The sequence below is a fragment of the Nocardia sp. NPDC055029 genome (assembly GCF_053608525.1).
On the sequence record NZ_JBSGVQ010000019.1, the window covers coordinates 25,890 to 48,751 of the forward strand.

Genomic DNA, 22,862 nt, shown 5'->3' on the forward strand with positions numbered 1-22,862 from the left:
AGCCTCGAACAGCATGCGCACGGGGACGCGAGTGTCGAGGGCGGCGCCGAGGCGGGCGACCACCTGGGTGGCGATCAGCGAGTTGCCGCCCAGGTCGAAGAAGTCGTCGTCCAGGCCGACGGCACGGTCACCGGACAGGCCGAGCACCTCGGCGAAGGTCGCGGCGACGATCTCCTCGATCGGTGTGCTCGGCGCGCGGAACTCCCGCGCCTCGAACACCGGCTCGGGCAGGGCGCGGCGGTCCAGCTTGCCGTTGGCGCTCAGCGGCATCGCGTCGAGGACGACGAACGCAGCCGGAACCATGTAGGACGGCAGCTGGGCGGCCAAATGTGTACGCAGCGAATCGATCTCGGCGGTCGCGCCCCCGGAAGGCACGACGTAGCCGACGAGCTGGTCGCCGGTGCGGGCATCCGAGCGCACGACCACGACGGCCTGCGAGACGGTGCCGTGCGCGGTGAGCGCGGCCTCGATCTCGCCGAGCTCGATGCGCAGACCGCGCAGCTTGACCTGGAAGTCGGTGCGGCCGAGGTAGGTGATGGTGCCGTCGGCGTTCCAGCGGACGAGGTCACCGGTGCGGTACATCCGCTCGCCTGCGCCGAACGGGTTCGCCACGAAACGGTCGGCGGACAGGTCGGCGCGGCCGACATAGCCGCGCGCCAGCTGGATGCCTGCCAGATACAGCTCACCCGCGACACCGGGGGCGACCGGGTGCAGACGTGAATCCAGCACGTAGGACTTGGCATTGAGCACGGGGCGGCCGATCGGCACCGGACCCTGCACGTCGTCGGCGACCGGTGCGTAGGTGGCGTGCACCGTGAATTCGGTCGGACCGTACAGGTTGTGCAGCTCGGCGGAGCTGACCCGGCGGATCGCCTCGACGACATCGGAGGTGAACGCCTCACCGGCGACGAGCAACGCGCGCACCGAGGCCAGCTGCGCCGGTGCCGCGACACCGGCGAACACGGCGAGCATGGACGGCACGAACGAGGTGAGCGTGACGCCTTCCGCGGCGATCAGCTCGGCCAGGTACTGCGGGTCGCGATGCCCGTCCGGCGTCGCGATCACCATGCGGGCGCCGCGGACGATGGTGCCGAAGAGTTCCCAGACCGACACGTCGAAGGTCTGCGGCGTCTTGAACAGCACCACATCGTCGGCGGTCAGCGCGTATTCGTCGGTGATCCAGCGGATCTGGTTCACCGCCGCCGCGTGCGACACCGCGACGCCCTTGGGACGTCCGGTGGAGCCGGAGGTGAAGATCACGTAGGCCAGGTTCGAATTCCGCAGCGGCGCACGACGTTCGCTGTCGTCGACCGGGGTGGCCGGGTAGCCGGACAGGTCGAGTTCGTCGACCACCAGGGTCTGGATACCGGCCGGGGCGAAGGCGTCGGACGCGGTGGTGAGCACTGCCACCGGCTGCGCCGTCTCCAGCACATAGGCGATGCGGTCGGCGGGCTGATCCAGGTCGAGCGGCACGTACGCGCCACCCGCGGCGAGCACCGCGTACATGGCGACAACGAGGTCAGCCGAGCGGCGGATGCCGAGGGCGACCAGGGTGTCGGGGCCGACGCCGGAGTCGATGAGCTTGCGCGCCAGCTGGTGCACCCGCCCGGCGAACTCGCCGTAGGACAGAGCTGTCCCCTCGAACGTCAGCGCGGTCGCGTCGGCGTCGTGCTCGGCGAGCCGGAACAGGTCGAGCAGGGTCTCCCCGGTATCGGCCGGAACCACGTAGGTGCCGCGCCCCACGCCGCCCATGCCGATGAGCTCGTTGGAGTTCCACTCCGACAACACGAGCTCGCGCTCGCGGCCGTCGAGCAGATCGACGTCGCCGACCGCACGCTCCGGCTGGGCGCCGACAGCGGCGAGCACCCGCGCGAACCGCTGCCCGAAGGCTGCCATCGTGGCCGCGTCGAACAGGTCGGTGGCGTAGATCAGCTCGGCGACGATGCCGGAGGGCGAGTCGGCCGGCTTCTCGGTGAGCACCACCTGCAGGTCGAACTTGGCCACGTCGATCGGCAGCTCGACGCCGCTGACCGTCAGGCCGGGCAGTTCCAGGTTGGCCTGGCCGGTGTTCTGGAAGGCCAGCATGACCTGGAACAGCGGGTGGCGTGCCTGCGAGCGGGCCGGGTTGATGATCTCGACCAGGCGCTCGAACGGCAGGTCGGCGTGGCCGAACGCGGCGATGTCGGCCGCGCGGACCTCGCCGAGCAGGTCGGTGAAGCTCGCGTCGCCGTCGACCTCGGTGCGCAGCACCAGGGTGTTGACGAACATGCCGATCAGGTCGTCGAGGGCACGCTCGCCACGGCCCGCGATCGGGGTGCCGATGGCGATGTCGTTCTCGCCGGACAGGCGCGAGAGCAGCAGCGCCAGCGCCGCGTGGGCGACCATGAACAGCGTCGCGCCGCGCCCGCGGGCCAGATCGGCCAGCGCCGCGTGGGTTTCGGCGTCGATCTCGAAGGTGTGGGTGGCGCCGCGACCGCTGGCGACCGCGGGGCGCGGCCGGTCGGCGGGCAGGTCGAGCTGTTCGGGCAGGCCGCGCAGCCGCTGTCCCCAGAACGAGATCTGCTGGGAGATCACGGACTTGGCGTCGTCCTCGTCGCCGAGCACGGCGCGCTGCCACAGCGCGAAGTCGGCGTACTGGACCTCGAGCGGACGCCAGGCCGGTTCGGCGCCTTCCACGCGAGCGCTGTAGGCGGTCATCACGTCGCGGGTCAACGGGCCCATGGAGAAGCCGTCGGCCGAGATGTGGTGCACGACAAGGGCGAGCACGTGTTCGGTCGGGCTGATCTCGAACAGGGCGGCCCGGAACGGCACCTCGGCGGTGACGTCGAACGCGGTCAGCACCAGCTCCGAGAGGCGCTGCGGCAGTTCGGCACCCGTGGTCTCGATCGGCGCGAGATCGGGGATGACCTTGCCGGTCGGCACGATCACCTGGTGTGCCGCGCCCGCGACCTCGGGGTAGTAGGTGCGCAGCGACTCGTGGCGGGCGAGCACGTCGGCCACGGCCACCTGCAGCGCCTGCCGGTCGAGCAGGCCCGACAGCCGCACGGCGGCCGGGATGTTGTCGACCGCGGATTCGGGGTCGAAGCGGTTGAGGAACCACATGCGCTGCTGGGCCAGCGACAGCGGCACCCGCTCGGGGCGATGCTGCGGGACCAGCGCGGCGCGGCGGTCGGTGCCGGAGTGCGTCTCGGCGCGCGCGGCCAGCCCGGCGACGGTGGAGGCCTCGAACAGCTCGCGGACGCCGATGTCGGTCTCCAGCGAGGCCGACAGGCGGGCGGCGACCTGGGTCGCGGTCAGCGAGTTGCCGCCGAGGGCGAAGAAGTCGTCGTCGAGGCCGACCCGCTCCAGGCCGAGCACGTCGGCGAAGGTGGCGGCGACGATCTCCTCGACCGGGGTGGTCGGGGCGCGGAACACCGCGGCCTCGAACACCGGCGCGGGCAGCGCCTTGCGGTCGAGCTTGCCGGAGGCGTTGAGCGGGAACTCGTCGAGGACGATGATGACCGCGGGCACCATGTAGGCGGGCAGGTTGTTGCCCAGTTCCTCGCGGGCGTCCTCGATGTCGACGGTGCGGCCCGGCGCGGCGATGACGTAGGCCACCAGCTGGTCGCCGGTGTGCTGGTCGCCGCGGACAACGACGACCGACTGGGCGACCTCGTCGAGGCCGGTCAGCGCCGACTCGATCTCGCCCAGCTCGATGCGCAGACCACGCAGCTTCACCTGGAAGTCGGTGCGGCCCAGGTATTCCAGCTCGCCGAGCTCGGTCCAGGCGACGAGGTCGCCGGTGCGGTACATGCGGGCGCCGTCGTCTTCGAAGGGGTTCGCGACGAAGCGGTCGGCGGTCAGGTCCGGCCGCGCGACATAGCCGCGCGCCAGCTGGGTGCCCGCCAGGTACAGCTCACCCGCGACACCGACCGGGACCGGCCGCAGGCGCGCGTCCAGCACGTACACCTCGGTGTTGAACACCGGGGCGCCGATCGGCACGGTGTCGGTGTCGGTGTCGACGACCTCGTGGAAGGTGACGTCGACCGCGGCCTCGGTGGGGCCGTACAGGTTGTGCAGCGCGGCGCCGGTGAGCTCGCGCAGGCGGTGCGCGGGCTTGGGCGGCAGCGCCTCACCGGAGGCGAACACCATCCGCAGCGATTCGCAGCGGGCGGCCGCGGCATCGGCGACGAAGACCGCGAGCATCGACGGCACGAAGTGGGTGACGGTCACGCCTTCGACGCGGATGATCTCGGCCAGGTACGCCGGATCGCGATGACCGTCCGGCTTGGCGACGACCAGACGCGCGCCGATCTGCAAGGGCCAGAAGAACTCCCACACCGACACGTCGAACGTGGCGGGCGTCTTCTGCAACACCACATCGGCCGCGGTGAGACCGTAGGCGGCCTGCATCCACACCAGACGGTTGACGATCGCGCCATGGCTGACCGCCACACCCTTCGGACGACCCGTCGAACCCGACGTGAAGATCACGTACGCGGTGTTCGACGGACGCAGGGGCGCCGTGCGCTCGGCATCGGTGACGCGGGTATCGGCGTAGCCGACCAGGTCGAGCAGGTCGATGCGGACCTGCGCCGTGTCGATCTCCAGGTCGGACTCCGAGGTGAGCACACACACCGGATCCGCCGTCGCCAGAATGTATTCCGTGCGCTCGGCCGGGTGATCGGGATCGAGCGGCACGTAGGCGCCACCGGCCACGCTCACCGCGTACATGCCGACGACCAGGTCGATCGAGCGGCGCATGCCGAGTGCCACATAGGTTTCCGGGCCGACGCCACGGTCGATCAGCCAGCGCGCCAGGCGGTAGACCCGCTGGGCGAACTCGCCGTAGGACAGACTCGTTCCCTCGAAGGTCAGGGCGGTGGCCAGCGGGGTGCGCGCCAGCTGCGCCTCGAACATCGAGACGAGCGTGGCCTGCTGGTCGACCTCGTGCGCGGTCGCGTTCCAGTCGCGCACGACCAGTTCGCGTTCGGCGGCATCGAGCAGCTCGATATCACCGACGGCCACACCGGGTTCGGTGGTGATCGCGGTGAGCACCCGGATCAGGCGCTCGGCGATGCGGTGCACAGTGGCGGCGTCGAACAGGTCGCTCAGGTAGCCGGCCCGAATACGGAGCTGCGTGTCCAACTGCGCGATCAGCGACAGCGGGTAGTGCGTGGCGTCGGCGGCGTCCAGGCCGGTGACGGCCATGCCGTCGATGTCGGCGGCCTGGGCCTTGATGCCCTCGGCGTCGACCGGGTAGGACTCGAAGACCACCAGCGAGTCGAACAGGCCACCGATGCCCGCGGCCGACTGGATGTCGGCCAGGCCGATGTAGTGGTGGTCGAGCAGGTCGGCCTGCTCGCCCTGGGTGCGGGTCAGCACCTCGCGCACCGACTCGGCGGCGTCGAAGCGCACGCGCACCGGGACGGTGTTGATGAACAGGCCGACCATGGATTCCACGCCGGACAGCTGCGCCGGGCGGCCCGAGACGGTGGTGCCGAACAGCACGTCGTCGCGGCCGGTCATCCGGCCGAGCACGATCGACCAGGCGACCTGCAGCACGGTGTTCGGCGTGACGCCGAGGTCGGCGGCGAGTGCGACCAGGCGGGCCGTGGCCGGCTCGTCCAGGTCGAACAGGTACTCCTCCGACAGGGCCGCGATCTCGCGGCTGGCGTCGGGGCGGGCCAGCAGGGTCGGCTCGGTGACGCCGCGCAGGGCGTCGGACCAGGCCGCCACCGACACCGAGTGATCCTGCTGGGCAACCCATTCCAGGAAGTGACGGTAGGAGCGGACGGCGGGCAGCGCGCTCGTGTCGCCGTGCAGGGCGTAGAGCGCGAGCAGGTCGCGCATGACCAGCGGCGTCGACCAGCCGTCGAGGAGGATGTGGTGGTTGGACACCACGAAGCGCCATTCGTCCTCGGCAATGCGGATCAGCGTGAAGCGGATCAGCGGCGGGGCGGCCAGGTCGAAGCGGGCATTGCGGTCGGCCTCGACGAGGTCGGCGAACTCGCCCGTTTCGGTGCGGTCGTGCTCGGTCCAGGCCACCTTGGCGTGGTCGAGGACGATCTGGACGGCATTGCCGTCGTGGTCGGTGACGAACGCGGTGCGCAGGGTCTCGTGCCGGTCGAGCAGGGCCTGGGCGGCGGCGCGCAGACGGGTGGCGTCGACCCGGCCGGTGAGCGTCAGGACCGCCTGCGCGGTGTAGACGTCGACCGAGCTGGCGGCCAGGCGGGCGTGGAAGAACAGACCCGCTTGCAGCGCGGCCAGCGGCCACACCTGGGTCAGCTCGGGGTAGCGCTTCTCCCAGACGTCGATATCGCCCTGGGTGGAGCGCACCAGCGCGAAGTCGGACGGCGTGTGGCCGCCCGCGTCGGCCGAGTTGGCGTGCCGGGCGACGGCTTCCAGCGCGGTGACCCACAGGTCGGCGAACTCGCGCACCTCGGCGGCGGCGAGCAGGGTGCTCGGGTAGCCGATATTGGCGCTGAGCTTGTCGCCGACGACGATCGCGTTGACGTCCAGCGGCGCCATCGCTGGCATGTCGGCGTCGTAGGCGCCGCCGAGGGCGGCCAGCTCGGGCGCGGGGATCCAGCCGAAGCCGCGCAGCGCGTCGGGCACGTCGCTGTCGGCGACACGGCCCAGGTAGTTGAAGCTGATCTGGCCGGGCAGCTGGGCGGGCAGTTCCGCCGCGGTGTCGGCGTTCATGTACCGCAGCAGGCCGTAGCCGATGCCCTTGTCGGGCACGGCGAGCAGCTGTTCCTTGACGGCCTTGACCGCCTGGCCCAGCGCGGGGCCACCGGCCAGCGCGGCGTCGATGTCGATGCCGGCCAGGTCGAGCCGGACCGGGAAGATCGCGGTGAACCAGCCGACGGTGCGGGACAGGTCGGCGCCGGGCGCGACCTCTTCCTCACGGCCGTGGCCTTCGAGGCGCACCAGCAGCGCGTCGCTGCCGGACCGGGCGGAGTCGGTGCGCGGGCCGTCGCGGTGCGCGGAGCCGTTGACCGGGATGCCCGCGCCGGTGGCGGGGACGCGCGTGGAGCGCCACTTCGCCGCGGCCAGGGCGAGCGCGGTGAGCAGACCGTCGTTGACGCCACCGTGGAACAGGGCGGGCACTGTGGTCAGCAGGGCCTTGGTGACCTCGGCGGACACCTCAACCGGCAGCTTCTCGATGACGCCGGAGACGTCGACCGCCGGGTCCATCGGCCGCTCGGTGAGCAGCGGATCCGGGGTGGCGACGACCTCGCGCCAGAAGTCGAGCTCGGCGGTGCGCTCGGGGGTGCGCGCCTCGTCGGCGAGCGCGTGCGCCCAGGCCCGCATCGAGGTGGCCGGGGCGACCAGCTCGGGCCGCTGACCGGCCGACAGCTGACCCCAGGCGGCGACGAAGTCGGGCACCAGGATGCGCCAGGAGACACCGTCGACCACGAGGTGGTGGGCGACGACGATCAAACGTCCGGCGCGGGTGGCCTTCGCCGGAGCCGCGGCTTCGGCGCCGGGCAGCGAAACCACGGGCGCCGATGCGCTCACGGCCGGCTCCAGCCACACGAACCGGACGACGACGCCCGCGGCCGGATCGAGCCGGTCGAGGCTGGCATCCAATGCGGCGGAGGCGATCTCGACGAGCTCCGCGTCGGTGACGGTCGCGTCGAAGGTGCTGTGGTCGATCAGCGCGTCGGCGTCGACAGCACCGGCCGGCGCGGTGTCGACGACCCAGCGGCCGTCGACCTGGTGCAGGCGCGAGCGCAGCATGTCGTGCCGGTCGATGACCGCGCCGACGGTGGCGGCGATGCCGGCGCGGTCGATGCCGACCGGAAGCTCCAGCGCCATGGTCTGGTTGAACCGGTCGAACGAGCCGGACCGCTCGGCCATGAACCGTACGACCGGGGTCAGCGGCAGCTCACCGACGCCGCCGCCGGGCAGCTCGGCCAGGGTGACCACGGAAGCCGCTGCCACATCGGCGGTTTCGGCGACCGAGGCGAGGCCGGCGACGGTGCGCTGCTCGAAGACGTGGCGCGGGGTGAACAGCACGCCACGGGCCTTGGCCCGCGAGACGAGCTGGATGGAGACGATCGAGTCGCCGCCAAGGGCGAAGAACGAGTCGTCGACACCGACGCGCTCGACACCGAGCACCTCGGCGAAGACCTCGGCGATGGTCTGCTCGATCGAGGTGCGCGCGGCACGGAAGGTGACCTCGGTGGCGAACACCGGCTCCGGCAGCGCCTTGCGGTCGAGCTTGCCGACCGGGGTCAGCGGCACGTGGTCGATCACCATGATCGACGAGGGCACCATGTAGGCGGGCAGACGATCCTCGACGTGCGCGGTCAGCGCCGCGACATCGATCGAACGGCCCGGCGCGGCAACCACATACGCGACCAGCGAGACAGCGCCCGCGGTGCTCTTGTGGCCGACGGTGGTCGCGAAGTCGACGGTCTCGTGCGAGGCGAGGGCCGAGTCGATCTCGCCCAGTTCGATACGGAAACCGCGGATCTTGACCTGGAAGTCGGAGCGGCCGACGTATTCGACGGTGCCGGCGGCGGTCCAGCGCACGACGTCACCGGTGCGGTACATCCGCTCCCCCGGCACGAACGGATCGGCGACGAACCGGTCGGCGGTCAGACCGGCGCGGGCGTGGTAGCCACGCGCCAGCTGGATGCCCGACAGATACAGCTCACCCGCGACACCCACCGGAACGGGCTGGAGCTGGGCGTCCAGGATCAGCGAGCGCATGCCGCGGGTGGGGCCACCGATGGTGACCAGCTCGCCCGGCACCAGCGCGGCGCTGATGTTGGTCATGATCGTGGTCTCGGTCGGGCCGTAACCGTTGTGGAAGGCACGGGTTGTGCCGTCTGCCAACGGAACCGCCCACTTGCTCACCAGGTCGGCGGGCACCGCTTCACCACCGGCGACCAGCACCCGCAGCGAATCCAGGCCGCTCGGATCGAAGGTGGCCAGCGCGGCGGGGGTGATGAACGCGTGGGTGACCCGCTCGGCGCGGATCAGCTCGGACAGTTCGTCACCGCCGTAGACACCCGGCGGGACGACGACCAGCGCGCCGCCACGGGCCAGCGCCAGCAGCAGTTCCAGGATCGAGGCGTCGAACGAGGGCGAGGCGAAATGCAGTGCGCGGGTATCGGAGTCGAGGGCGTAGCGCTTGGCCTGCTCCTCGCCGAAGTTCGCCAGACCCGCGTGGGTGACGACGACGCCCTTGGGGACGCCGGTCGAGCCGGAGGTGTAGATGACGTAGGCGGGCTGCTCGGGCGTGGTCGCGCGGACCAGCTCCGAGTCGTCGACCGGGCCGCCGTCGAAGGCGTCCAGATCCAGCTCGTCGAGCACCAGCCAGCGCGCCGATTCCGGCAGGCCATCGCGCACGGAGGCGACGGTGAGGCCGAGCGGTGAACCGGAGTCGGTGACCATGTGGGCGATGCGGTCGGCCGGGTAGGTCGGGTCGACCGGCACGAACGCGGCGCCGGTCTTGGCGACGGCCCAGGCGGCGAAGACCGAGTCGGCCGAACGCGGGACACCGACGGCGACGAGGTCTTCGGCGCCGATGCCCTCGGCGATCAGCAAGCGCGCCAGTCGGTTCGAGCGCTCATCCAGCTCGGCGTAAGACAGAGCTGTCCCCTGGAACACGACGGCATCGCCGGTCGGGTTCCGGTCGACGGCGTCGGCCAGCAGGCTGCGCAGGGTGCGCGCGGGCACCGGCGGTTCGCCGACGCGGAACACCAGGTCGGCCCGCTCGGCGGCGTCGAGGACGTCGATCGCGCCGATGGTCACCGCGGTATCGGCGGCGACGGCTTCGAGCACGCGCTCCCAGCGGGTCGCGATGGTGTCGACGGTCGCTTCGTCGAACAGCTCGGTCGCGTAGTTCAGTGCCAGCGCCATGCCGCCGCTGCCGGGCTCACCGAGCTCGGAGAGGGTGAACTGCAGGTCGAAGCGGGCGACGCTCTCGTCGAGATCGAGCGCCGACACGGCGAGGCCGGGCAGCTCCAGGGTGGTGCGGTCCAGGTTCTGGAACGCCAGCATCACCTGGAACAGCGGGTTGCGCGACTGCGAACGCTCCGGCGCCAGCAGTTCCACCAGGCGCTCGAACGGCACGTCGGCATTGCCGTAGGCGTCGAGGTCGGCCTTGCGTGACTGCTCGAGCAGATCGGTGAAGGACTCGGCCGGGCGCACGCCGGTGCGCAGCACCAGGGTGTTGACGAACATGCCGACCAGGTCGTCGAGGGCCTGCTCACCACGGCCCGCGATGGGCGTGCCGATGGCGATGTCGTCGGAGCCGGACAGGCGCGAGAGCAGCACCGCGAGCGCGGTGTGCATGACCATGAACAGCGACGCGCCTTGACGACGCGCCACCTCGTCGAGCTTGGCGATGAGCTCCGGCGCGAGCTCGCGGTGCACGGTGGCGCCGCGGTGCGAGGCGATGGCCGGGCGGGCCCGGTCGAACGGCAGGGTCAGCTCGTCGGGGACGCCCGCGAGCTGGCGCTGCCAGTAGCCGACCTGGCGCGACATGAGCGAATCGGCGTCGTCCTCGGTGCCGAGCACGGCACGCTGCCAGATCGCGAAGTCGGCGTACTGCACCGGCAGCGGCGCCCAGCCGGGCGCGGTGCCCTGGGCGCGGGCGGTGTAGGCCAGCATCACGTCGCGGGTCAGCGGCGCGATGGAGAAACCGTCGGCGGCGATGTGATGGACCACCACAACAAGGACGTGTTCGGTGTCGCTCACCTTGAACAGGCGGGCGCGCAGCGGAACCTGTTCGGCCACATCGAAACCGGTGGACACGAACTCGGTGACGGTGCCGAACAGCTGATCCTGCGCGACCGTGACCGGGCGCAGATCCAGCGAGATGCGTTCGGCCGCGACGATCTGCTGCACCGGGGTGCCGCCGTGCTCGGGGTAGCGGGTACGCAGCGATTCGTGCCTGCGCACCAGGTCGGCCAGTGCCAGCGAGAGCGCCTCGGTGTCGAGGGCGCCGGTCAGGCGGATGGCGACGGGCAGGTTGTAGGCGGCCGACGTGGTGTCGTACTTGTTGAGGAACCACATGCGCTGCTGCGCGAACGACAGCGGCACCAGTTCGCCCTCGGTGCGCTCGCGGGCGACGAGCGCCGCGCGGGCGGTGCCGCCGGTGTGCGATTCCACCCGGGCCGCGAGGGCTTCCACGGTGGAGGCTTCGAACAGCGCGCGGACCGGCACGGTGGCGCCGAGCGCGGCGCCGATGCGGGCGACAACGCGGGTGGCGATGAGCGAGTTGCCGCCGAGGTCGAAGAAGTCGTCGTCGACGCCGACCCGGTCCAGGCCGAGGACATCGGCGAAGACCGCGGCGACGGTCTCCTGCACCGGGGTGACCGGGGCGCGGAAGGCCCGCGCCTGCACCGCCGGAGCGGGCAGGGCGCGGCGGTCCAGCTTGCCGTTGACGGTCAGCGGGATCCATTCCAGGCGGACAAGGGCCGCCGGAACCATGTAGGCGGGCAGCTGCTCGGCGGCACCGCTGCGCACGACGTCGAGGTCGGGCTTGGCGTCGCCGTCGGCGACCACGTAGGCGACGATGCGCTGGTCGCCCGGCTGGTCCTCGCGCACGATGACCGCGGCCTGGGCGATGCCCGGCTGCGCGAGGACGGCGGCTTCGATCTCACCGAGCTCGATGCGGAAGCCGCGGACCTTCACCTGATCGTCGGCGCGGCCGAGGTATTCGAGTTCGCCGAAGCGGTTCCAGCGCGCGAGGTCACCGGAGCGGTACAGGCGCGAACCCGCCTGGTTCGGGCCCGCGAGGGGGTTGGCGACGAAGCGGGTCGCCGTCAGGTCGGGGCGGCCGAGGTAGCCGCGCGCCAACTGCGGTCCGGCGACATACATCTCACCAGCGACACCGACCGGCACCGGGCGCAGCCGGCTGTCGAGCACGTACACGCCGAGGCCCGCGATGGCCCGGCCGACGACCGAACCGGCCGCGGCGGCAATGGTTTTCGCGTCGAGCGCGCGGAACGACACGTGCACCGTGGTCTCGGTGATGCCGTACATGTTGACCAGCGTCGGCGAGCTGTCGCCGTGGCGGGCGACCCAATCCGAGAGGCGGCGCAGTTCCAGCGCCTCGCCACCGAAGACGACGTAGCGCAGGGCCAGCGGTTCCAGGCCGGGGCCGGCGATTCGGTCGGCCTCGGCGAGCTGGTAGAACGCCGACGGCGTCTGGTTGAGCACCGTCACCTGCTCGACGCGCAGCAGTTCCAGGAACTGCTCGGGCGAGCGCGAGGTGTAGTAGTCGACGACGATCAGCGAGCCACCGAACAGCAGCGGACCCCACAGCTCCCACACCGAGAAGTCGAAGGCGTAGGAGTGGAACAGCGTCCACACATCGCGCGCGCCGAAGCCGAAATCGCGATCGGTATTGGCGAACAGGCGCACCACGTTCCGGTGCGCGACCGCGACGCCCTTGGGGCGGCCGGTCGAGCCGGAGGTGTAGATGACGTAGGCGACATTGTCCGGCGAGAGCGGGGCCAGCCGGTCGGCGTCGGTGATCGGCAGGTCGTCGGCGTCCTCGACATTGCCGGTCTCCACGGCGAAACCGTCGAGCACCACCGAGGGCAGGTGCGCGGGCACCGTCACCTGGACGGTGGAATCGAGGACCACGCTGGTTGGGCGGGAATCCTCGAGCACGTAGGCGATGCGCTCGGCCGGGTAGGTCGGGTCCACCGGCACATAGCCCGCGCCGGTCTTGACGACGGCCAGCAGCGCGACGACCAGGTCGAGCGAGCGCGGCAGGATCACCGCGACCAGCGACTCCGGGCCCGCGCCGTCGGCGATCAGCCTGCGCGCCAGCACATTCGCGCCGCGGTCGAGCTCGGCGTAGGTCAGCGACTCGACACCGAACTTGGCGGCGATGCGGTCCGGGTAGGCCGCGGCGGCGGCGTCGAACAGGTCGACCAGCGTCGTGTGCTTGTTGCCGAACAGGCCACGGCGGTGGCCCGCCGGGGTGCTGGCGTCGTGGATGACCGGCAGGGCGATCGCGTCGGCCCCGGAGGACACCCAGCGCTGGGCGACGTCGCGCTGTTCGGCCTCGCCGAGCAAGTCGATGTCGCCGACGATCACGTCGGGGTTCTCGGCGACGGTGCGCAGGACGCGGATCAGGCGGTCACCGAAGGCGGCGACGGTCTCGGGGTCGAACAGATCGGTGGCGTAGTTCCACGACATGGACAGCGAGCCGTCGGCGGCTTCGCCCACGGTCAGCTGCACGTCGAATTTCGCTGTGCCCGGGTCGAAGTCGACGACATTCAGGTCGAGGCCGGGCAGGGCGACGGTGCCGGTGTCGGCGGCGGTGGCCGCCTCGAAGGTCAGCGCCACCTGGAACAGCGGGTGGTGAGCCTGCGAGCGGGTGGGGCTGAGCACGTCGACGAGGCGCTCGAACGGCACGTCGGCATTGGCGAACGCGGACAGGTCGACCTTGCGGACCTGGTCGAGCAGGTCACCGAAGCTGCCGCCGAGGTCGACCTCGCTGCGCAGCACCAGGGTGTTGACGAACATGCCGACGAGGTCGTCCAGGGCACGTTCGCCACGGCCCGCGATCGGGGTGCCGATGGCGATGTCGGTGCTGTTGGACAGGCGCGCGGCCCAGGTGGCCAGCGCGGCGTGCATCACCATGAACAGGGTGACGCCGTGCGCGCGGGCGATGTCGGTCAGCGCGCGGTGCAGACCCGCGTCGACCGAGAAGCGGTACAGGTCACCGGCATTGGTGGCGATCTCGGGACGCGGCCGGTCGGCGGGCAGCTCGATCTGGTCGGGCAGATCACGCAACTGCTCGGTCCAGTAGCCGATCTGGCTCGCGGCGACCGACTCCGGATCGGACTCCTCGCCGAGCACCTCACGCTGCCACAGCGTGTAGTCGGCGTACTGCACCTCGAGCGGGGCCCACGCGGGAACCTCGCCGCGCACGCGCTCGGTGTAGGCCACGACGACATCGCGCAGCAGCGGGCGCAGCGAGAAACCGTCACCGCTGATGTGGTGCATGACCAGCACGGCGACGTGCTCGGTGCGGCCGGTAGCCCCGGAGGCGGTAGCGGAGCGTGACCACGCAGGGGCTTCGGCCGCACCGCCATGTGCACTGCGCTCGTCGACGCGCAGCAGGCTGGCGCGGAACGGCACCTCGCGGGTGACGTCGAAGTGCACGCTCGCCAGTTCCACGACGCGGGCGACGACCTCGTTGGCGGTCACCGGCTGGGCGGGCAGTGCGAAGCGGACCTCGTCGGCGGGCAGGACCTGCTGGTAGCCGGCGCCTTCGACCTCGGGGTAGAAGGTGCGCAGCGACTCGTGCCGCGCGGTCACGTCGGCGATGGCCGCCTCCAGCGCGGCGACGTCGAGGTCACCGGTCAGGCGGATCGCCACCGGGATGTTGTTGACGGCGGTGCGGTTGTCGAAGCGGTTGAGGAACCACATCCGCTGCTGGGCCTGTGACAGCGGCACCAGCTCGGGGCGCGGCTGCGGCACCAGCGGGATGCGCCCGCCGCGACCGGTGGCGGTCTCGACGCGGGCCGCGAGCGCGGCGACGGTCGATGCCTCGAACAGCGCGCGCAGCGGCACCTGGGTGTCGAGCGCCTCGGACAGGCGCGCCGCGACCCTGGTGGCCACGAGCGAGTTGCCGCCGAGCTCGAAGAAGTCGTCGTCGAGGCCGACCTGACCGGCGCCGAGGACCTCGGCGAAGGTGGCGGCGACGATCTGCTGCACCGGGGTGACGGGCGCCTGGAAGGTACGCGCGGCGAACACCGGCGCGGGCAGCGCCTTACGGTCGAGCTTGCCGGAAGCGTTGAGCGGGAAGGCGTTCAGCACCACGTACGCGGCCGGAACCATGTACACCGGCAGTTCGGCGCCGAGGGCGTCCTTGACCGCGTCGGTGTCCACGATGGAGCCCTGCTGCGGGATGACGTAGGCGACCAGCTGATCACCGGTGCGCTCGTCGGCGCGGACCACGACCACCGACTGCGCGATCTGCGGCAGCGCGGTGAGCGCGGACTCGATCTCGCCGAGCTCGATGCGCAGACCGCGCAGCTTCACCTGGAAGTCGGTGCGGCCCAGGTACTCCAGCTCGCCGTCCGCGGTCCAGGTGACGAGGTCACCGGTGCGGTACATGCGCTCGCCGGGCGCGAACGGGTCGGCGACGAAGCGGTCCATGGTGAGGTCGGGGCGACCCACATAACCGTGCGCCAGCTGCACGCCCGCGAGGTAGAGCTCACCCGCGACACCGACCGGAACCGGCTTGAGCCGCGAATCCAGCACGTAGAGGCGGGTATTGAACACCGGCGCGCCGATTGGCACGGTGTCGGTGTCGGCGTCGGTGACCTCGTGATAGGTCACGTCGACCGCGGCCTCGGTCGGCCCGTACAGGTTGTGCAGCGCGGCACCGGTCAGCTCGCGCAGGCGCTGCGCGGTGGGCGAGGGCAGCGCCTCACCGGAGGCGAACACGTTGCGCAGCGAGACGCACTCGGCGGCAAGGGGTTCGGTGACGAACACGGCCATCATCGACGGCACGAAGTGCACCGTGGTGACCTGCTCGGCCGCGATCAGGCGGGCCAGGTAGGCCGGGTCGCGATGCCCGTCCGGCTTGGCGACGACCAGGCGCGCGCCGACCTGCAGCGGCCAGAAGAACTCCCACACCGACACGTCGAAGGTGGCCGGCGTCTTCTGCAGCACCACGTCGTCGGCGGCCAGCCCGTAGGCGGCGTGCATCCACACCAGGCGGTTGACGATCGCGGCATGGCTGACCGCCACACCCTTGGGGCGACCGGTCGAGCCGGAGGTGAAGATGACGTAGGCGGTGTTGTCCGAGCGCAGCGGGCGATGCCGGTCGGCGTCGGTGACCGGCTCGGCCGACTGGCCGGACAGGTCGAGCTGGTCGATGCGCACCTCGCGACCGGCCACGCCGGGCAGGCTCTCGCCGGAGGTCAGCACGCACACCGGCTGCGCGGTGTCGAGGATGTGCTCGATGCGCTCGGCCGGGTGATCGGGGTCGAGCGGCACGTAGGCGCCACCGGCGGCGGACACGGCGTACATGCCGACCAGCAGGTCGATCGAGCGCCGCATGCCGAGGGCAACATACGATTCCGGGCCGACGCCGGCGTCCTTGAGCCAGCGCGCCAGCTTGCGCACGCGGACCGCGAACTCGGCATAGGACAGACTCGTCCCATCGAACGTGAGCGCGGTCGCGTCGGGCGTGCGCGCGACCTGCGCTTCGAACAGGGCGTTGAGGGTGGCCGGGTCGTCGTCGCTGGGAGTGCTCAGCGCGGCGTCGACGGCGAATTCGGTGTCGTTCCACCGGTCGAGCACCAGGGTGCGCTCGGCGGCGTCGAGCAGTTCGATGTCACCGACGGCGATCGACGGGTCGGCCACGATGCCGGTGAGCACGCGCAGCAGACGCGCGCCGAAGGTCGCGGCGAAACCGGCGTCGAAAAGGTCGGTGGCGTAGACGAGTTCGGCCTCCATGTGGCTGTCGTCGTCGGCGGGCACCTCGCTGAGCGCCAGCTGCAGATCGAACTTGGCCACGTGCTGGTCGATGCCCAGCTCGGAGACGGTGAGGCCGGGCAGTTCCAGGGTGGTGCGGCCCAGGTTCTGGAACGAGAGCATCACCTGGAACAGCGGGTGCCGCGCCTGCGAGCGGGCCGGGTTGAGCACCTCGACGAGGCGCTCGAACGGCACGTCGGCGTGCGCGAAGGCGGCCAGGTCGTTCTCGCGGACCTGACCGAGCAGCTCGGCGAAGGAGACCGCGGGGTCGACCCTGGCGCGCAGCACCAGGGTGTTGACGAACATGCCGACCAGGTCGTCGAGCGCCTGCTCGCCACGACCGGCTACCGGGATGCCGACGGCGATGTCCTCGGTGCCGGACAGGCGCGACAGCAGCGCGGCGAAGGCGCTGTGCACCACCATGAACAACGTGGTGCCGTGCTCGTGCGCGACGCGGTTCAGCGCGTCGACCAGCTCGCCTGGCACGTCGAAGCGGTGCGTGCCCGCCTGGTAGGTGGCCTGCACGGGCCGCGACTTGTGGCCGAGGCGCAGCTCATCGGGCAGATCGGCGAGCGCGCCGCGCCAGTAGTCGAGCTGCTCGGAGATCAGCGAGGTGGGATCGGTCTCCTCGCCGAGGGTTTCGCGCTGCCACAGCGCGTAGTCGACGTACTGCACCTCCAGCGGCGGCCAGCCCGGCTCGGCGTTGGCGGTGCGCGCCACGTAGGCGGTCATCAGATCGCGCACCAGCGGGCGCAGCGAGAAACCGTCGGCGGCGATGTGGTGGACCACCATCACCAGCACGTGCTCGCGCTCACCGAGCTCGTAGACCCGCAGGCGGACCGGGGCGTGCGCGGTGACGTCGAAACCGCGGCGGGCGAACTCGTAGAGCGAGGTCGCCATGTCGGTCTCGTCGGCCTCGACGAGTTCCAGCTCGGGGATGGAGACCGCGGCGGCCAGCACCTTCTGGAAGGCGGTGCCGTCGTGCGAGGGGTAGACGGTGCGCAGCGACTCGTGCCGCGCGATGACGTCGGCGACCGCGCCGCGCAGCGCGGGCAGATCGAGCAGGCCTTGCAGGCGGACGGCGACCGGGATGTTGTAGGTACCGGTGTCGCCCGTGTCGCCCAGGTCGAAGCGGTTGAGGAACCACATGCGCTGCTGGGAAAGCGACAGCGGCGGGTGCTCGGGCCGCTGACGCGCGGTGAGCTCGGCGCGCACGCCGGTGCCCGCATGCGATTCCACGCGGGCCGCGAGCGCGCCGACGGTGGGCGCCTCGAACAGGGTGCGCACGCCGACCTCGGCGTCGAGGGCCTTGCTCAGCCGCGCCGCGACCTGGGTGGCGACCAGCGAGTTGCCGCCGAGGGCGAAGAAGTCGTCGTCGACGCCGACGCGCTCGGCACCGAGCAGGTCGGCGAAGATCTCGGCCACGATCTCCTCGATCGGGGTCGAGGGCGCGCGGAACACCTTGGCCTCGAACACCGGCGCCGGCAGCGCCTTGCGGTCGAGCTTGCCGGAGGCGTTGAGCGGGAACTCGTCGAGCACGACCAGCGCCGCGGGCACCATGTAGACGGGCAGCTCGGCGGTGATCCCCGCCTTCACCGCGGCGACATCGATGCTCGAATCCGCTTCGGGCACCACATAACCAACGAGCTGATCACCGGCGTGCGCGTCGGCGCGCACGACGACGACCGACTGCGCGACGCCCGGCTGAGCCAGCAGCGTCGCCTCGATCTCGCCGAGCTCGATGCGCAGACCGCGCAGCTTGACCTGGAAGTCGGTGCGGCCCAGGTAGTTCAGTTCCCCGTCGCGGGTCCAGGTGACGAGGTCGCCGGTGCGGTACATGCGCGAACCGGCCGCGCCGTACGGGTTGGCGACGAAACGGTCGGCGGTGAGGTCGGAGCGGTTGAGGTAGCCGACGGCGAGCTGATCGCCCGCCAGATACAGCTCACCCGCGACACCGGGCGCCACCGGATGCAGACGCGAATCCAGCACGAACACCTTGGTGTTCCACACCGGACGGCCGATCGGCACCGACTCGACGTCGGTGTCGACGACCTCGTGATAGGTGACGTCGACCGCGGCCTCGGTGGGGCCGTACAGGTTGTGCAGCCGCGCGCCGGTGAGCTCGCGCAGGCGCTGCGCGGTGGGCGCTGGCAGCGCCTCACCGGAGGCGAACACCTGACGCAGCCGGACCGCGTCGCCATTGCCGTTGCTGCCGAGGGTCGACACGAACACCGACAGCATCGACGGCACGAAATGCGCTGTCGTGATGCCACGTTCGGCGATGATCTGCGCCAGGTACACCGGGTCGCGGTGGCCGTCGGGCTTGGCGACGACCAGGCGCGCGCCGGTCTGCAAGGGCCAGAAGAACTCCCACACCGACACGTCGAAGGTGGCCGGAGTCTTCTGCAGCACCGCGTCGGCCGCGTCGATCGGGTACTCGTGCTGCATCCACAGCAGGCGGTTGACGATCGCGGCATGGTCGACCGCGACGCCCTTGGGGCGGCCGGTCGAACCCGACGTGAAGATCACGTACGCGGTGTTCGACGGACGCAGGGGCGCCGTGCGCTCGGCATCGGTGATCGGCGCGGCGCTGAAATCGGCGGGCAGCTCGATGTTCTCGACCGCGAGCACGGTGACGCCGTCGGCCTCGAACGCGTCGCGACGGCTGGTGAGCACCAGCCGCGGCTGCGCGGTCTCGATGATGTGGCCGATGCGGTCGGCGGGCTGATCCGGATCGAGCGGCACGTACGCGGCACCGGTCTGCAGCACCGCGTACATGGCGACGACGAGTTCGGTGGAGCGCCGGATCGCCAGTGCCACATGGTCACCGGGGCCGACGCCGGAGGCGATCAGGCTGCGGGCGATGCGGTTGGCCCGCTCCTGCAGCTCGCGGTAGGACAGCGACTCGTTGTCGAAGACGAGCGCGACGGCGTCCGGGGTCCGCTCGACCTGCGCGTCGAACAGCGAGACCAGGGTGCCCGCGGGCACCTCGCGCGCGGTGTCGTTCCAGTCGACGAGGACCTGCGCGTGCTCCTCGGGAGCCAGCAGATCGATGTCGCCGACGGCCACCTCGGGATCGGCGACGATGGCGGCGAAGATGTTGTCGAGCCTGCGCGCGAACGCGGCGACCGTCGACTCCTCGAAAAGGTCGAGCGCGTAGGAGAATTCGGCCGCCATGCCGCCGGCTTCGCCGTCGGTGTCCTGCACCTCGGTCAGCGTCAGCTGCAGGTCGAACTTGGCCAGCTGGGAGTCGTAGTCGATGCCGCTGACCGACAGCCCGGGCAGCTGCAGCGAGGCCTGCTTGTTGTTCTGGAACGACAGCATCACCTGGAACAGCGGGTGACGCGCCTGCGAGCGCGGCGGGTTGAGCACCTCGACAAGCCGCTCGAACGGCACGTCGGCGTGCGCGAACGCCTGCAGGTCGGTCTCGCGGGCCTGGTCGAGCAGGGCGGCGAACGGGGTCGCGCCGTCGACCTGGGAGCGCAGCACCAGGGTGTTGACGAACATGCCGACCAGGTCGTCGAGGGCCTGGTCACCACGGCCCGCCACGGGTGTGCCGATGGCGATGTCGCTGGTGCCGCTGGCGCGGGCAAGCAGCACGGCCAGCGCGCTGTGCATGACCATGAACAGCGAGGCGTTGTAGCGGCGGCCCAGTTCGACCAGGGCGCGCTGGGTGTCGCCGGAGATGACGAAGCCGTAGGTGCCGCCGCGATAGGTGGCGACCGGCGGACGCGGGTGATCGGCCGGGAGCACCAGCTCGTCGGGCAGATCGGCGAGTTCGCGGGTCCAGTAGTCGATCTCGGAGGAGATCAGCGACTTCGGGTCGTCCTCGGAACCGAGGACCTCGCGCTGCCACAGCGCGTAATCGGCGTACTGGACCGGCAATTCGGCCCAGGTCGGCGCCTCCCACGAGGTACGCGCGGCGTAGGCGACGATGACATCGCGCGACAGCGGCGCCATCGACCAGCCGTCGGCGGAGATGTGGTGCACGACCATGCCGAGCACGTACTCGGTCTCGCTGATCTCGAAAAGCCGTGCATGCAGCGGCACTTCGCTGGTCACGTCGAAGGCCATCGACGCCAGGTCGATCAGGTGGTCGATGAGGTTGTCCTCGGTGACCCGGTACGGGGTCAGGTCCGGGACGATCTGCGCGGCGTCGAGCACCACCTGCACCGGGCCGTTGCCCGACTCGGGGAACACGGTGCGCAGCGACTCGTGCCGGTCGATCACGTCGATGACGGCGACCTGCAGCGCGGCCACATCGAGCTCACCGGACAGGCGGATCGCGACCGGGATGTTGTTGACCGCCGAGGCGGTGTCGAAGCGGTTGAGGAACCACATCCGCTGCTGGGCCAGCGACAGCGGCACCAGGTCGGGCCGCTCGCGGGCGACCAGCGCCTTGCGCGCGCCGTCACCGGCCTGGGACTCCACCCGCGCGGCCAGGGCCGCGACCGTGGGCGCCTCGAACAGCATGCGCACGGGGACACGGGTGTCCAGGGCGATGCCGATGCGGGAGGCGACCTGGGTGGCGATCAGCGAGTTGCCGCCCAGCTCGAAGAAGTCGTCCTCGACACCGACGCGCGAGAGCTCGAGCACGTCGGCGAAGACCTGCGCGACGATCTGCTCGATCGGGGTCGTCGGGGCACGGAACTCGCGCACCTCGAACACCGGCGCCGGCAGCGCGCGGCGATCGAGCTTGCCGTTCACCGTCAGCGGGATGGCGGCGAGCACCATGATCGACGACGGCACCATGTAGGCGGGCAGGCGCTGCGCGACATGATCGGTCAGTGCGGGGATATCGATCGAACTACCCGGCACCGCGACGACATAGGACACCAGCGAGGTGCTGCCGCCCTTGTTCTTGTGGCCGATGCTGACCGCGAAGTCGACGGTCTCGTGCGAGGCGAGCGCGGAGTCGATCTCGCCGAGCTCGATACGGAAACCGCGGACCTTCACCTGGAAGTCGGAGCGGCCGACGTACTCGACATTGCGGTCGGCGGTCCAGCGCACCACGTCACCGGTGCGGTACATCCGCTGACCGGGCGCGTACGGGTTGGCGACGAAGCGATCCGAGGTCAGCGCGGCGCGCGCGTGGTACCCGCGCGCCATACCGACGCCGCCGATGTAGAGCTCACCGGCCACGCCCACCGGCACCGGCCGCAGGCGGTCGTCGAGGATCAGGGTGTGGACACCGCGGATCGGGCCACCGATGACGACCCGCTCCCCCGGGATCAGTCCCTCGGAGAGGTTGGAGGCGATGGTGGTCTCGGTGGGGCCGTAGACGTTGCCCAGCATGCGGCGCGAGCCGTCGGGCAGGCGCACCGCCCACTTGGTGACCAGCTCCGGCGGGACCGCCTCGCCACCGGCCGCGAGCACCCGCAGGTGATCCAGGCCGCGCGCGTCGAAGGTGGCCAGCGCGGCCGGGGTCACGAACGCGTGGGTGACCTCCTCGGTGATGAGGATGTCGCGCAGTTCCTCACCGCCGTACACACCCGGCGGGACGACGACGAGCGTGCCGCCGCGGCCCAGCGCCAGCAGCAGTTCCAGCACCGACGCGTCGAACGAGGGCGAGGCGAAATGCAGTGCGCGGGTGTCGGAGTCGAGCGAGTACAGGTCGATCTGCTCGGCGCAGAAGTTGGCGACGCTGGCATGGGTGACCACGACGCCTTTGGGCACACCGGTGGAACCGGAGGTGTAGATCAGGTACGCGGGCTGCGCGGGATCGGTCGGGCGGACCAGCTCGCGCGGCGCCAGCGCGGCGTCGGAGAAATCATCGAGATCGACGTCGTCGATCTCGATCCAGCGCACCGACTCGGGCAGCTCGCCTGCCTCGGAGGTGACGGTGATACCAACGGACACACCGGCATCGGTGATCATGTGCGCGATGCGGTCGGCCGGGTAGTTCGGGTCGACGGGTACGAACGCGGCGCCGGTCTTGGCGACCGACCACACGGCAAGCACCGACTCCAGCGAGCGCGGCACCGCGACGGCGACGAAGTCCTCGGCGCCCAGCCCCTGCTGAATCAGCAAGCGCGCCACCTGGTTCGAGCGGCGATCGAGCTCGCCGTAGGACACAGCTGTCCCCTCGAACACGACCGCGGTCGCCTCGGTGTCCAGGGCAGCCTGCGCCATCAGCTGCGGCAGCGTGCGCGCGACCGCGGCGGGCGCGCCGTAGCGGGTGACCAGGTCGGTGCGCTCGGCGTCGTCGAGCACGTCGATCGCGCCGACGGTGACGGCCGGGTCGGCCAGGATCGCGCCGAGCACGCGCCGCCAGCGCAGCAGCAGTTCCTCGACGGTCGACCGGTCGAACAGGTCGACGGCGTAGGTGAGCACGCCGGTCATGCCCGACAGCGAGCCCGAGCCGGTGTGCTCCTCGGTGAGGGTCCACTGCAGGTCGAACTTGGCCATGT

General features: G+C 71.0%; 1 protein-coding gene (only partly in view). It reads right to left on the reverse strand.

Every position in this 22,862-nt window falls within one protein-coding gene, locus ACWF9G_RS18050, for a non-ribosomal peptide synthase/polyketide synthase, read on the reverse strand. The gene is 43,893 nt long; 16,671 of those nucleotides lie to the left of the window and 4,360 to its right, leaving coding positions 4,361-27,222 in view, spanning codon 1,454 (partial) through codon 9,074 (complete); the first complete codon in reading order (the gene reads right to left) occupies positions 22,858-22,860. Both codon boundaries (start and stop) fall beyond the window edges.